The following is a 13,144-nucleotide window of genomic DNA, read 5'->3' on the forward strand; positions in this document are numbered from 1 at the left end:
CGGTTCTGAAAAGGGTATCAATCAATAGACGCCTGGATGGCTCCATTATACACGGGTTCGGTTCAGTTCAACTCCTGGGCGGCCGGGATGCCATGCAGCCCCGTGGCGGCGCGGATGGCCCGGACCACCGCAGTGGCCAGCACCTCGGCCGCCACCGCGCCCACCAGGCCGGGGTCGCCCTGCCTGTCGCCCAGGGAGAGGGCGAAGATGGTATCCCCATCCAGGGGCGTGTGGATGGGCCGGATGGTGCGCGCCAGGCCGTCGTGGGCCATCTGGGCGACTTTGGTGGCGCCGCTCTTGGTGAGGGCCACGTTGGTGGCCACCACGGCCAGGGTGGTGTTCTCGCCGCTGCTTTGGGCCCGCAGGATCTGGCCCAGGCTGCTTTCGGCGAACTTCATGCTGTCGGCAAAGCCGCCGATGAGGGGCCGCCGGGCGCCGGCCAGGATCTGGCCTGTGGCCGGGTCGATGACGTCGCCCACCGCGTTGACCGCCACCAGGGCTGCCACCACAATGCCCTTGCCGATCTGCTTGCTGGCCGTGCCCAGGCCGCCCTTGGTGGCCTGCTTGAAGCCCAGCATCTTGCCCACCGTGGCGCCGGTGCCCGCGCCCACCGTTCCCTCGGCCACGGGCCCTCCGCCGGCGGCCATGCAGGCGGCATAGCCGGCCTCGGCGTTGGGGCGGACGTCACTGCGGCCCAGGTTCAGGTCGAAGAGGATGGCGGCCGGCACAATGGGCACCCGGGCCACGCCTGTGTCGAAGCCGTGGCCCCGCTCCTCCAGCCAGCGCATGACGCCATCCGCGGCGGCCAGGCCGAAGGCACTGCCGCCGGCCAGGAGCACCGCGTGGACCTTCTCCACCGTGCAGACCGGATCCAACAGGGCGAGCTCCCGGGTGCCGGGCGCGCCGCCCCGCACGTCCACGCCGGCCACGGCCCCTTCCGGACAGAGCACCACCGTGCAGCCGGTGCCCGCCTCCAGATTCGTCCAGTGTCCAACTTGAATGCCAGGGATGTCGGTTAGGGAGTTGTACATGATACCGTCTACTGTCTACCGCCTACCTCTTTTAAATACCTCACCGCTGCCACCACATACAGGCGTACGGCCAGTTTGATTTCGTCGATGCTAACCCATTCGTCCACGTGGTGGGGAATGTGGATGTCGCCGGGACCACAGGTGACGATGGGGATGCCTTTCCAGGCGTGCAGGATGGTGCCGTCGGTGGAGCCGGGGACGCCGCCGTAAATGGGCGGCCGGCCGGTCAGGGCCGTGTAGGCGTCGGCCAGGGCCTGTACCACCGGCTCTTCCCGGTCCGTCTGGGTGGGATGACGCACTTCCACCACCTCCATGGTGTAGGCCAGGCGCTCGTCCACCGCGGTCACCGCCTGGAGCATGGTCTCAATGCGGGCGGCCAGCTCGTCGGGATCCTGGCCGGGCACCAGGCGGAAGTCCAGGACCACTTCACAGGCACCGGGCATGACGTTGTTCTGGGGTTCGCCTGCACCCCGGGGCGGCATCTGCAACACCGTGGGCGTGATGCTGGGCTGGCCCAGGAACTCGTGCCGGCCGTGGCGGGCGATCTCCCGCTCCTCCAGGCTCTGGACCAGGGTCAGAAAGCGGGCCATGGGATAGGCGGTGTTGACCCCGGTGAGGGGCATGGCGCCGTGGCTCATCACCCCCTGAATCTGGGCCCGGATCCACATGACGCCCTTCTGGGCGATGCAGAGGTGATTTTCCTCCGGCTCGCAGATGATGGCCGCGTCCACCCGGTCGGCCCAGCCCCGTGCCACGAAATGCTTGATGCCCAGCATCTGCCCTTCCTCGTCACAGACGATGCCCAGCAGAATGTTGCCGCCCAGGCGAACGCCGCTCTGCACCAGCGCCTTGACCGCGGCCAGGGCGCAGACCACGCCGGCCTTCATGTCGTTGGCGCCCCGCCCGTAGATGCGGCCATCCCGGATGGTGGCACTGAAGGGTGGGTCGGTCCACAGGGACGGGTCGCCTTCGGTCACCACGTCGGTGTGTCCTTCGAACATCAGGGTGGGGCCGGACCCGTCGCCGTAGCGGGCGATGACGTTGGGCCGGCCGGGCTGCACCTCCTCGAACCAGGTCTCCAGCCCCATTTCCCGGCAGCGGGCCTCCACCCAGCGGGCTGCCGCCTCTTCGCCCACGCCTTGCTCCGGCCGCCACACGCTGGGAATGCGGGTCAATTCCTGCACCCAGCGGATCACCTCTTCGTCGTCAATGTGGCTGAGGATTTCCTGCTCCAGGGGAGTCAGTCTGATACTCTGTTCCCGGGTCATGGTTGCCGTGCCCCGTCTTTTGTGCGGCGATTGTCCAGTGTCCGTAGTTCACGATTTGGACGCAACGTACGCACTACGCTACAGCCCGTGAATGCCGAAACGGGCCAGGATCTCCCGTACTGCGGGCCATGGGTACAAGATCATCACCAGCATCAACCCAAAGGCTGCCGCCACAACCAGGTAGTCCAGCGGGCGGGCGTGGAAGACCACGAACTTGGTGCGGCCCTCGCCGCTGACGTAGCAGCGGGCTTCCATGGCCAGTACCAGGTCTTCAGCCCGGCGAAAGGCCCCCAGGAAAAGGGGCACGATCAGGGGCAGGTAGGCACGCACGGCCTTGTCCGGCCGCCAGAAGCGCTGGCCGCCAAAGTCGCCGCCCCGGCTGGCCTGGGCCTTCATCAGCCGTTCCAGCTCCTCGGCCAGGGTGGGGACGAAGCGCAGGGCAATGGTGAGGATCAGGGCCAGCTCGTGGGAGGGGATGCCGATGCGCCGGAAGGGCTTGAGCAGGCTTTCCACGCCGTGGGTGAGCTCTGTGGTGGTCGCGGTCATGGTCACCAGGCTGGTGAGAAAGATGAACGACGTGATGCGCATGAGGCTGATGCCCATCAGGTGCAGGCTGTAGCGGGTGATGCGAAACCAGCCCCATTCAAAGTAGACCCGGCCGGCCGGCTCCACGCTGCCCAGAAAGAGAAACTGCATGACGAAGATGAAGATCAGCACCGGCAGGCCCAGGATGAACCCCCGCAGGATGTAGCGGAATTCGATGCGGGCGGCCCAGGCAATGGCCAGCACCACCAGCAAAAAGAAGAAGTTGGCGATCAGGGACAGGTTGAAAGAAATGGCCAGAATCAGGAAGGTGGCCGCCAACAGCTTGGCGCGCGGGTCCAGCCGGTGGATGACCGAACCGGTGGGAATGTACTGGCCGATGGTGACGTTGCGCAGCAGGTCAAAGTTTTCCATGCAGGGCTTCTCCTAACCACCGGGTTGCCTGCTCGACCGTGTAGATGGGGGGTGCCGCCTCCACCAGCCGGGCTTCGGCCAGCCGATCCACCAGGCTGGTCACCACGGGTACATCCAGGCCCATCTCCCGCAGCCGCCGGGGCTGGCCAAAGATCTGGGCAGGGGTGCCTTCCAGCACGGTGCGGCCCTCGGCGATGACATAGAGCCGATGGCAGACCTCCGCCAGCTCCTCCATGTTGTGGGAGATGATCACCAGGGCCATGCCAGTGTCGTGGAGCTTCAGGATCTGCTCCCAAAGCTGGCGACGCCCTTGGGGATCCAGCCCGGCCGTGGGCTCGTCCAGGATCAGGATCTCGGGTTCCAGGGCCAGCACGCCGGCCAGGGCCACCCGACGCATCTCGCCCCCGCTCAGGCTGAAGGTGAAGCGGTCCTTGAAGGTGTCAAAATCCAACCCGACCGCGGCCATGGCCCGGCGTACCCGTTCCCGCACTTCCTCCCGGCTCAGCTTCAGGTTGCGGGGGCCATAGGCAATGTCATCGCCCACGTAGCGCTCGAAGAGCTGGGCTTCGGGAAACTGGAAGACCAGCCCCACCCGCCGACGAAGGGCCCGCACGTCCACCCGGTTGTCGCCCAGGTCGTGGCCCAGGACCACCACCCGGCCGCCGTGGGGCCGCAAGAGCCCGTTCAAGTGTTGCACCGCGGTGGACTTGCCGGAGCCGGTGTGTCCCAGAATGCCCACGATTTCGCCGGGGCGGATCTCCAGGTTCACATCGTGCAGGGCGCGCACGGCCAGGGGTGTACCCCGCATGTAGTCGTGGACCAGGTGTTCGGCCACGGCCAGGGGCTCGCCTGTGTCGGTGGGCGGCGGCGGGGAAGGCAGGGCCGCGGCCAACGGCCGGCCGTTGAGCTGGCGGCGCACGGCTTCCACCATCTCGTCCAGGGTGAGGATGTCGGCCGGGAAGTCCGGGAGATGGCGGTGGAGGGTCCGGGCCAGGGCTGTCAGGGGGGGCACGTCCAGTTGCAGCTCCCGCAGCCGCTCCACCTGGCTGAAGACAGCCCTGGGTGGCCCTTCCAGGGCGATCTGGCCGTCGGCCATGACGATCACCCGGTCGGCGTCCAGGGCTTCGTGCATGAAGTGGGTGATGGCGATGACCGTCACGCCTGCCTCCCGGTTCAGGCGGCGGACCGTCTCCAGGACCTCGGCCCGCCCCCGGGGATCCAGCATGGCGGTGGACTCGTCCAGGACCAGCACTTCCGGTTTCATGGCCAGCACCCCGGCGATGCAGACCCGCTGCTTCTGGCCGCCGGAGAGGAGGTGGGGCGCGCGGTGACGGTAGGGGATCATGCGCACCTGTTCCAGGGACCAATCCACCCGCTGCACCAGTTCGTCGTGGGGAACGCCCAGGTTCTCCGGCCCGAAGGCCACGTCCTCCTCCACAATGGTGGCCACAATCTGGTTGTCGGGGGTCTGGAAGACCATGCCCACCGTGGCGCGGATCTCCAGGGTGTGGCGGCGATCCCGGGTGTTCCAGTCCCGCACCCAGACGTCGCCCTGGGTGGGCAGGAGCAGCGCGTTGAGGTGTTTGGCCAGGGTGGACTTGCCGGAGCCGTTGTGGCCGACGATGGCCAGGTACTCGCCCGGCTCCACCGTCAGGTTGATGCCCCGCAGGGCATGGATGGGCTGACCGCCTTCGGGTTGATAGGTGAAGTGTACGTTTTCAACGCGAATGATGGGTGCCACAGGGATACCAGCCTCGATGGAGAACTGGGAAGCGGCAGCCTGAACGATCTGGGGGAATGCTGCCGCTTCAGTCGGTCAACAGCACCAGGTTGTTGCGGTGGATGGCCTCGTCGCCGTAGGTGTAGCCCAGCCGTTCGGCAATTTCGTGGGAGCGACTCCCCGCGATGCGGCTCAGGTCGGCGCTATCGTAGGCCACCAGCCCCCGGGCCAGCTCATTGTAGGCCGCATCCACCACGGTGACCGTGTCGCCTCGGGTGAAGGTACCCTCTACCCGGATAATGCCGGCCGGGAGCAGGCTGCGCCCCTGCTGACAGACGGCCTGCACCGCGCCCTGGTCGATCACCAGGGTGCCGGCTGGTTTGGGGCCGGCCAGGATCCAGCGCTTGCGGCTTTCCGGCCGGCTTTCCAGGGCGGGGAAACGGGTTCCCACCGGCTCCCCCTGGGCTGCCCGGATGATGACGCCGGGGCCGCTGCCCGAAGCGATGACCACATCGGCGCCCGCGTGCCGGGCGATGTTGGCCGCCTCCAGCTTGGTGACCATGCCGCCCACACCCAGGCCGCTGCTGCTGCCCCGGGCATGGGCCCGCAGGGCCGGGTCGATCCGGTGGACCTCACTGATGAGCTGGGCGTTGGGATCCACCCGGGGGTCCGCTGTGAAGAGACCCGGCTGGTCGGTCAGGATGAGCAGCAGGTCCGCATGGACCAGGGTGGCCACCAGGGCAGAGAGGTTGTCGTTGTCGCCCACCTTGATCTCTTCGGTGGCCACGGCGTCATTCTCGTTGACCACGGGCACGATGCGATGTTCCAGCAGGGCGGAGAAGGTGTCCCGGGCGTTGAGATAGCGCTGACGGTCTTCCACATCGGCCCGGGTCAACAGGATCTGGCCCACGTGGATGCCGTAGATGTCGAAGAAGCGCTCCCACAGGAGCATCAGGCGGGTCTGGCCCACAGCCGCCAGCAGTTGCTTGCTGACGATGGTGGGGGGCAGGTCCGGAAAGTTCAGATGGGCGCGGCCCGCGGCCACGGCGCCCGAGGTGCAGATGACAATGTCCAGCCCCTGGTGGTAGAGCTCCGCACACTGGCGGACCAGCTCTACCATCCGGGGCCGATCCAGCTGGCGGGTTCCGCCGGTCAAGACGCTGGTGCCCAGTTTGACGACGATGCGTTTATACATACCCTGTTGTCGTCCCTATGCAAGGGATGGATCGAAAAGCCCTCCAATTCCATTGAAGGCGCGTTCAGTATACAGCAGAAGGGCCTATTCCTCAACGCGTCGGGGCCGGGGCGAGAATTTTCGCCTCGCGGTTTGGGCCTACGCCAGGTCGCTAAGCCGTGAGAGGGGAGATGGCCTGTGGCGGATGGTTCATGCACTACGGGGTGGGGCCGCCTGGCAGGCCGGACCCTGATGCGGCCGCATGCCTGGCGCGGGGGCCCGGATTTGGCCGGCAAAGGGTAGCAGGCCCACGGAGATGCGGGATGATGTGGAGGATACTGGTCTGTTGGGCCGATCTGTCGGCCATTCAGAGGCGATGCCCCAAGGTGTGGGGAAGACGGCAACAGTTCGGGCCCCTGCGCCCACCACCTTGCAGGGCATCCATGTGGACGAACCGTCTGAGGTCAGGGAGGTTCTTCTATGTCAACCTGGATTCGCCAGACTGTTCAACAGACAGTTTCCCTGGGGAAAGGCGCCTTTGTGCTCCTGCTCGTCGCCGCTGTCCTGGCTGGATGCGGCGGTTCACGGTCCCGGGCCAGTGCCGGCGAGGGGCGTAGTGCCGCCACACCCACTGCCTCTCCGGCCGTTGCCGAGCTTTCCCTGGGCACGGACGGCGAGAACATGAAGTTCGACAAAACCGAGTTCACCGTGCGTGCTGGCCAGGAAGTGCAGCTGACCTTCCACAACAGCGCCACGACCTTGCAACACAACTGGGTGTTGGTCAACGGCGGTGATGATGTGGCCGAGCAGGTCGATCAGGCGGCTGTGGCGGCCGGCTTCGACAAGGGATTCATTCCCGACAGCGATCTTATCCTGGCCCACACCCGGTTGCTCAATGGCGGGGAGGAAGAGACCATCACCTTTACCGCACCCAGCCAGCCCGGCGATTACACATTCCTGTGCACCTTTCCCGGTCATTTCCAGGCCGGCATGAAGGGTGTGCTGCATGTGCAGGGGTGAACGTCATCGGGAGACGCAGTGTCGGCCGTAGGCTAGAGAGGTCTACAGCCGATACGCCTGCCCGGGGTACCTTCCAGTTTGAGGGCATGTGAGGAGCATTTCATGGCCGTCTACCATCCAACCGAATCCCGTACCATCAGCCGGGCGGACCGTCTGGTTTGTGGGGTCCTGCGCCATTGGCTGGCCTGGCTCCTGACTCCTCTTCTGATTTTCGTCACCCTACCCTTTCTGGCGCCGGTTTTCATGGCCCTGGGCTGGCAGGGGTTGGGGACGGCCATCTACACGCTCTTCATCCCCTTCTGCCACCAGTTGCCCCAGCGCAGCCTCTTCCTCTTCGGTGCTCAGCCGACCTACACCCTGGCGGAGATCATGCAGGTCTATCCCACCGCGGATCCGTGGCAGTTGCGATTTTTCTACGGCACGCCGGAGATGGGCTGGAAGGTGGCCTGGAGCGACCGCATGGTCAGCTTCTATTTTATGACGCCCGTTTTTGGCTTGTTGTACGCCATGCTCCGGCGTTGGGGGCGCTCGGTGCGCCCGCTGTCAGTCCGGGCCTTGCTCCTCCTCCTGCTGCCTCTGGCCCTGGATGGCGGGACCCATCTGCTCAGCGACCTGATGTTTGGCATCTCCAGTGGCGGCTTCCGGGATACCAATGCCTGGCTGGCCTGGCTCACCGGAAATGCCTGGCCGGGCTTCTACGCTGGCGATCATCTGGGGACTTTCAACTGGTGGATGCGGCTGTGGACTGGCGTGTTGGCGGCCTGGGGCATCGCATTTTTCACCTTCCCACGCCTGGACCGTCTCTTCGCGGCGGAGGTGGCCCGCTACTGCCGGCGGCAGCGGCGGTAGTTCCCTGTTCTATATCAAAATCACATCATCCCTTCACACCTCCTTCACAAAATTGGGCTATGGTAGAAGAGAAAAAACAGCGACCGTAGACCCTGGCAGAATCCCGCCGAGGACTTCCGGCCAAGAAGGGGGCGTGGCAGTTCAGCCGGGATCTCGACGTCCAAGTGTACTGGCGGACATAATCGCGAAGCTTGCACAATGGAGGTAAGCAAGATGATGGGATGGCACGGTGGTTGGGGCTGGGGCTGGGGCCCCATGGTTTTTGGCGGCTTTCTGATGCTGCTCTTCTGGGGGGCGCTGATCGTCCTGGTGGTGTTGGCCATTCGGGCCCTGTGGAACCGGGACGGAAGCGGTAGCCGGGTGAGCAGTGGGGAGAGCAGCCCGTCGGGCAGCATGGCGAACCGGCGTGCCCTGGAGATTCTGGACGAGCGCTATGCTCGAGGCGAAATCAGCCGGGAGGAATACCTGGAGATGCGGGCCACCCTGCTCTCTCCAGGCTCGCACGGGGGAACATAACATCTGCTGAAGCATCAGCTGGCAGAAGAGACCCGGGGCCATCTGGCGATGTCGGATGGCCCCGGGCGTTTTTCACGGATAGGGCCGCCTGGGGGGAAGGGACCATCAGGCGGCTTTGCGCGTGCTGGGCTGCCTCTCGGTGTGCAGGGGCAGGCCGGTGCCTGTGGGCAGGGTCGTCTCCACCACGCTGGCGATGGTATGGGGACTGTCCCCCTGGAAGCCGTCTGCGGCGTGGTCGGTGTACCATTGGCCGTTGATCCAGTAGCGGAACTGGTAGCGGCGGTTAGCCGGTAGGTCCAGGTAGGCGCGCCAATACCCATCCCGGTCCTGGTGCATGGGAGTGGCGGTCACATCCCAGCCGTTGAAGTCACCGACCAGGTAAACCCGGTCGGCCCAGATGATGGCCGGCATCTCGAAGCCGACCCGGACATGTTCAGGTTTTGGGGAAGGCTGTTTGCGGATCATGGTACACCCTCGGATAAGTTGGAGAAACAGACGGACGATCTGTGGTTTGAGTTGTAGAGGCTCTGCTGAGGTCAGTATAGCGGGCCATTCGCCGGTCGTCCATGTGCATGTTGCACAATTTTGAGCTGGCGAAACGCCTTGTGCTTTCCCGGTGAAGGGTGATGGAGGCTGATGGGGTGCATGTTGTTTTGTGCGAAGTGTCCAGGTGGTGTTGCGCCCCTGACCAGACCATGCACGTCCGAGGTGATGCTTACGTGCTTTTGGGTGCTCAGCGCGCGTTGCTTCGCCTACCGGATTGATGGGCTGGTTCTTCTACCGTGGCTGTGCTAAGATAGCCGTCAATCTGTCGGCAGCTATCTCCCTCAACATCATCGAACATAATCGCTGATACCCTATCTGGACCGCCATGAATGCTTTTGTTCGTCAAGGCCCCTGCAGAGGGCCCGTGCCAAGATCCGGACTCCTGAACTCCTTGCTCCTGTGGGCTCTCCTGCTGCTGGCCGGCTGTCAGCCGATTCAGGCACCTGCCCCGGGCCCGATCGAGCCGCTGGTGCCCACGCCCGTGTCCGACGTTGCCCCTGCTTCGCCCTCTCCTGACGAGGTGGCCGGCCTGGAGATCCCCGCGGCGCCGCCTCCTCCGCTGCCGGCGCCGTACACGTTGCGCTGGCGGGTGGGTGTGGGCGTACCCGATGGGGAGACCCCCCTGCTCTACCGATGGCCGGCCAGCCGTCCCGGGTGGTACCTGAACTGGTCTATCGGCTTCACGGAGACTCAGCCCCTGGTTGGCTCGGCGATGCCGGAGATTCACTTTCGTATCCCGCTCGACGAAGCGGTGGGCATGGAATTCGTGCCCATGGTGCGGACGCCGGAAGGTCAGCTCTGGCCCGATGAGCCCTGGATCCGGGCTGTGGCTGAGCGGTTGCCGGGGCGCACCTGGCTCATCGGCAACGAGCCCGATGTTCGCTGGCAGGACAATGCCACACCCGAAGCCTATGCCCGGGCCTACCACCGGGCCTACACTGCCATCAAGGCGGCGGATCCCACGGCCCAGGTGGCCATCGGCGGGATCAGTCAGGTGACGCCCTTGCGCCTGGCCTACCTGGAGCGGATCTGGGAGGCCTACCAGACCTTCTATGGCGACGAGATGCCGGTGGACGTCTGGACCATGCATGGGTTTGTGCTGCAGGAGAAGGCCGGCGATTGGGGCGTGGACATTCCACCTGGCTTCGATCATGTCACGGACGGCGTGGCCTGGGGTATCCAGGATCACGATGACCTCTCCCTGGTGGAGGGGCAGGTGCTGGCCATGCGTCGCTGGATGCGGGAGCATGGTCAGCAGCAGAAGCCCCTGTGGGTCACCGAGTACGGCATCCTGATGCCGGCGGAATATGGCTTCTCGCCGGAGGTGGTGCGGCGCTTTCTCTTGGGGAGCTTCGACCTCTTCCGCCAGCTTCGGGATCCGGAACTGGGGTATGCCGCAGACGAAGAGCGGCTGGTCCAGCGGTGGGTGTGGTTCAGCACCGGTTACGATCTCTACCCCACCGGGGATCTCTTCACCCGGGCCGGACAGCCCACCGGCCTGATGCTGGCCCTGGCGGCCTATCTGGAGGAATTTGCCGGGCCGTGAGGGGGCAGACAATCGGTGGCCCGGTTCGTCCATGGAAGGAGGAGGCCTATGCTTCCAGCTTCAGATGTTGGCGACAGCCTGCGCCACAATCTCATTGTCCTGCGGGCAGAGGCACTGACCATCATCCCCCCGTTTCCCATCTATCCCCCTTCCCATCTATCCCCCGGAGACGGCCTGGATGCGAACGGCGACCACTGGGCAGCCAGCGCTGGTGTTGAATCGGGCCGCGGATGGCGGCCGGGTGGCCTACCTGGCTGCCGATCTGGATCGCTGCTTTGCCCGATATCGCCTGCCAGATCATGGAGATCTGCTGGCCAATCTGGTGCGCTGGGCCGACGGGGATGCCCGCCCCCTGATCGTAGAGGGGAGTGGCCTGTTGGATTGTCACCTATACCGGCAGCCGGGACGCCTGATTGTGCACCTGGTCAACCTCACGGCCGCTGGTTATATTCCCGTGGATCAGCTGGTGGAGACCGGCCCGTATCGAGTTCATCTGCGATTACCGGATGGTACAGCCCAGGTCACCGTGCAATCTTTGGTTCGGGGTGAACCAATAGACACTGCTGTGATAGATGGATGGGCCCAGTGGACTGTCCCCTCTATTTTAGATCATGAAGTATTCGTCGTAGCAGAAATATCATAGTCAATTTCGATAGAAAGGCGCCACGGGTTGCCACCGGGGGTGCTGCCATCGGATTTCTGTCGTGATACGTGCGCCACACTGAATAGCCGCACCCCCTCCCCGTGGAGGATCTCTGCGAAACCGGGTCTTGAGCAGCACATGGCTACTCAAGACCCGGTTTTTGTGGATAGGCGGACTGGAGCTTGGCTCTCGTACTGAAACACTATCGTACTGAAACAATCGTACCGAAAACTCAGGTAGAACGGTTGCTTGTGGGGGCACGAGGAGGGGCGGGTGATGAGTGATAGACAGCCAGGAGGCGTCGATATCGCAGTCGTTCCTGAAGGTAGGTGGTTTCTGCAGCGGGGGCAAAAGAACGGAGCGAAGAAGCATCCCGACTCTCCATCCGCCAGGAGTGTCTTTGCCCCTCATGCCCTTTCCAGATGACGGCCATGTTACTCTCCGGGGGACACTGATATGGTTTTAGGTGATGGTTTTAGGTTGTTTTAAATGAAAACGATGGCCTGATGCTGTGGAGGTCGTTCATCATTAGCGTCCACTGGGTGGCTAGTGTACACAAATGGCGTCCGATTGTCAAATGAACGGACTGGTCGTTGCCCGTTTGGAGAGCGATGTGTTTGGCGCGCTGGACAGGATGTGTCCCTTCATCTTTTTTAAGATACAATAGTCATGTGAATATTACAGGAGAACGATTACGTCTGATGCGGGAGCAACAGGGATTGTCGATTCGTGCCGTGGCCAGGCAAGAGCAGATCAGTCCCTCCTATCTTTCGGGCCTGGAGCGGGGAGAAAACGCGCCCAATGTCTGGCCCTTATTGGCCAGGTTGGCACGGCGATATGGTACCACCACGGACTATCTGCTGGGCCTGACCGACGATCCGCGGCCGGTTGAAGGGGCGGGGCGGGTGCTCCAGGAGGGAGGGGTGCCATACCAAACGTTCACTGATGCGGAACGGACCTTGCTGGCGCATTTCCGGCGGCTGCCCGAGGGGCTCCAGAATTCCTTGCTCCAATTTGTGGAAGCGTTGGCCCAGCAAACCGGACAGGCGTCTTCGGAGTCCGGAGCTTTCGGGGGAGACAAAGAGGAAGATCCAGGAGTGAAGCCATGACCTGTATCGCAGTGGTGACCACAGTCGGGAGTCGAACTGAGGCCCAGACCCTGGCACGTACATTGGTAGAACGGGAACTGGCAGCCTGTGCCCATATCAGTGAGGTGGAAAGCTTCTACCACTGGCAAGGGAAGGTCCAGAACGAAGTGGAATATCGGGTCATCTTCAAAACAGTGGCCGAGCGTTACGCGGATCTGGAAGAGGCCATCCGTGCGTTGCACTCCTATGAACTGCCGGCCATTTATGCCTGGCCATTGGAGCCGGTTTATGAACCATATGCCCGGTGGATTGAAGCCCATTCAGCCGGTCGATAGAGCCAGGATGAGTCCCATAACGTCTGCTGCATGACCGGATGGTCGTCCTCTAACACACCTCTGTCTGCTCCGCCCGCCAGACCTTTCAGTATCTACCGTCTGCTTCAACTAAACTGAGTGCACTATGAAACCAAATGCTAGTACTTGACCACACTGGTTTCATAGAGTATACCTTCCTCCACGGAATTCAATATGGAGGAAGGAGCAATGACATCCAAGAAGTATGTGATCGAGTTAACGGAAGAGCAGCAGTCGTACCTGCTGGACCTGATCGGGAAGGGTGAGGCGAAGGCCCGGATGCTCACTCGAGCGCGCATCCTGTTGCTCTCGGCGGAGGGGAAGACCGACCGGTTTATTGCGAATGTGTTGAAGGTCAACCCCCAGACGGTGCGAAACATCCGCAAGCGGTTTGCCGAAGAGGGTTTGGAGGCGGCGCTGCAGGAGCGTCCAC

The 13,144-nt window shown here is 63.7% G+C and carries 14 protein-coding genes; 8 read left to right on the forward strand and 6 right to left on the reverse strand.

Annotation, left to right across the window (positions count from 1 at the left end; translation table 11 throughout):
• Positions 1–62: 62 nt before the first annotated feature.
• From FKZ61_RS22300 to proB, 5 genes are all read right to left on the reverse strand, one after another.
• Positions 63–1,031: a P1 family peptidase gene (locus FKZ61_RS22300; RefSeq protein ID WP_141612359.1), complete on the reverse strand. Its 969-nt coding sequence runs from the start codon at positions 1,029–1,031 to the stop codon at positions 63–65.
• Positions 1,032–1,039: 8 nt separating this feature from the next.
• Positions 1,040–2,299, reverse strand: coding sequence for a M20 family metallopeptidase (locus FKZ61_RS22305; RefSeq protein WP_141612360.1), 1,260 nt, complete (start codon positions 2,297–2,299; stop codon positions 1,040–1,042).
• 78 nt (positions 2,300–2,377) lie between these two features.
• Positions 2,378–3,256 (reverse strand): energy-coupling factor transporter transmembrane component T family protein, encoded by an 879-nt coding sequence (locus tag FKZ61_RS22310; RefSeq protein ID WP_141612361.1) that lies wholly within the window; start codon positions 3,254–3,256, stop codon positions 2,378–2,380.
• Entirely contained in the window at positions 3,243–4,997 is a 1,755-nt protein-coding gene (locus tag FKZ61_RS24365; protein ID WP_141612362.1) for an energy-coupling factor transporter ATPase, read from the reverse strand. The genes FKZ61_RS22310 and FKZ61_RS24365 overlap by 14 nt, the downstream gene beginning before the upstream one ends.
• A gap of 67 nt (positions 4,998–5,064) precedes the next feature.
• Positions 5,065–6,171: a glutamate 5-kinase gene (gene proB, locus FKZ61_RS22320; protein WP_141612363.1), complete on the reverse strand. Its 1,107-nt coding sequence runs from the start codon at positions 6,169–6,171 to the stop codon at positions 5,065–5,067.
• Positions 6,172–6,630: 459 nt separating this feature from the next.
• On the opposite strand from proB, the gene FKZ61_RS22325 reads away from it, so the two are divergent.
• The 3 genes from FKZ61_RS22325 to FKZ61_RS22335 all read left to right on the forward strand — a co-directional run bounded on the left by FKZ61_RS22325 (position 6,631) and on the right by FKZ61_RS22335 (position 8,535).
• Positions 6,631–7,170 (forward strand): plastocyanin/azurin family copper-binding protein, encoded by a 540-nt coding sequence (locus tag FKZ61_RS22325; RefSeq protein ID WP_141612364.1) that lies wholly within the window; start codon positions 6,631–6,633, stop codon positions 7,168–7,170.
• 102 nt (positions 7,171–7,272) lie between these two features.
• On the forward strand, positions 7,273–8,019 hold the full coding sequence (locus FKZ61_RS22330; protein ID WP_141612365.1) for a hypothetical protein: 747 nt from the start codon (positions 7,273–7,275) through the stop codon (positions 8,017–8,019).
• A 213-nt stretch (positions 8,020–8,232) separates the two neighbouring features.
• A complete protein-coding gene (locus FKZ61_RS22335) occupies positions 8,233–8,535 on the forward strand; it encodes an SHOCT domain-containing protein (protein ID WP_211358694.1) in 303 nt (100 codons plus the stop codon).
• 105 nt (positions 8,536–8,640) lie between these two features.
• Here the strand turns inward: FKZ61_RS22335 and FKZ61_RS22340 are convergent, their stop codons facing one another.
• On the reverse strand, positions 8,641–9,000 hold the full coding sequence (locus FKZ61_RS22340; RefSeq protein ID WP_141612366.1) for an isoamylase early set domain-containing protein: 360 nt from the start codon (positions 8,998–9,000) through the stop codon (positions 8,641–8,643).
• Positions 9,001–9,445: 445 nt separating this feature from the next.
• Here FKZ61_RS22340 and FKZ61_RS22345 point away from each other — a divergent pair, with 445 nt between their 5' ends.
• The 5 genes from FKZ61_RS22345 to FKZ61_RS22365 form a co-directional block, all read left to right on the forward strand.
• Positions 9,446–10,627 (forward strand): glycoside hydrolase family protein, encoded by a 1,182-nt coding sequence (locus FKZ61_RS22345; RefSeq protein ID WP_170200159.1) that lies wholly within the window; start codon positions 9,446–9,448, stop codon positions 10,625–10,627.
• Positions 10,628–10,805: 178 nt separating this feature from the next.
• Entirely contained in the window at positions 10,806–11,270 is a 465-nt protein-coding gene (locus FKZ61_RS22350) for a hypothetical protein (RefSeq protein ID WP_141612368.1), read from the forward strand.
• A gap of 611 nt (positions 11,271–11,881) precedes the next feature.
• Entirely contained in the window at positions 11,882–12,379 is a 498-nt protein-coding gene (locus FKZ61_RS22355) for a helix-turn-helix domain-containing protein (RefSeq protein WP_141612369.1), read from the forward strand.
• The gene (gene cutA / locus FKZ61_RS22360; protein WP_141612370.1) at positions 12,376–12,693 is read left to right on the forward strand and encodes a divalent-cation tolerance protein CutA; all 318 of its coding nucleotides are present in this window, start codon (positions 12,376–12,378) and stop codon (positions 12,691–12,693) included. The genes FKZ61_RS22355 and cutA overlap by 4 nt, the downstream gene beginning before the upstream one ends.
• 207 nt (positions 12,694–12,900) lie before the next feature.
• Positions 12,901–13,144, forward strand: a 244-nt coding sequence (locus tag FKZ61_RS22365; protein WP_170200163.1) for a helix-turn-helix domain-containing protein, incomplete at its 3' end; no start/stop codon positions are given.

The sequence above is a fragment of the Litorilinea aerophila genome (assembly GCF_006569185.2).
Lineage (GTDB): Bacteria > Chloroflexota > Anaerolineae > Caldilineales > Caldilineaceae > Litorilinea > Litorilinea aerophila.

What these genes read in the sequence shown, in the direction of transcription:
- FKZ61_RS22335 (WP_211358694.1), top strand. Translation starts at nt 8,233, where the DNA reads ATGATGGGATGGCACGGTGGTTGGGGCTGGGGCTGGGGCCCCATGGTT.
- FKZ61_RS22330 (WP_141612365.1), top strand. Translation starts at nt 7,273, where the DNA reads ATGGCCGTCTACCATCCAACCGAATCCCGTACCATCAGCCGGGCGGAC.
- cutA (WP_141612370.1), top strand. Translation starts at nt 12,376, where the DNA reads ATGACCTGTATCGCAGTGGTGACCACAGTCGGGAGTCGAACTGAGGCC.
- FKZ61_RS22340 (WP_141612366.1), bottom strand. Translation starts at nt 9,000, where the DNA reads ATGATCCGCAAACAGCCTTCCCCAAAACCTGAACATGTCCGGGTCGGC.
- proB (WP_141612363.1), bottom strand. Translation starts at nt 6,171, where the DNA reads ATGTATAAACGCATCGTCGTCAAACTGGGCACCAGCGTCTTGACCGGC.
- FKZ61_RS22325 (WP_141612364.1), top strand. Translation starts at nt 6,631, where the DNA reads ATGTCAACCTGGATTCGCCAGACTGTTCAACAGACAGTTTCCCTGGGG.
- FKZ61_RS22305 (WP_141612360.1), bottom strand. Translation starts at nt 2,299, where the DNA reads ATGACCCGGGAACAGAGTATCAGACTGACTCCCCTGGAGCAGGAAATC.
- FKZ61_RS22310 (WP_141612361.1), bottom strand. Translation starts at nt 3,256, where the DNA reads ATGGAAAACTTTGACCTGCTGCGCAACGTCACCATCGGCCAGTACATT.
- FKZ61_RS22300 (WP_141612359.1), bottom strand. Translation starts at nt 1,031, where the DNA reads ATGTACAACTCCCTAACCGACATCCCTGGCATTCAAGTTGGACACTGG.
- FKZ61_RS22350 (WP_141612368.1), top strand. Translation starts at nt 10,806, where the DNA reads ATGCGAACGGCGACCACTGGGCAGCCAGCGCTGGTGTTGAATCGGGCC.
- FKZ61_RS22355 (WP_141612369.1), top strand. Translation starts at nt 11,882, where the DNA reads ATGTGTTTGGCGCGCTGGACAGGATGTGTCCCTTCATCTTTTTTAAGA.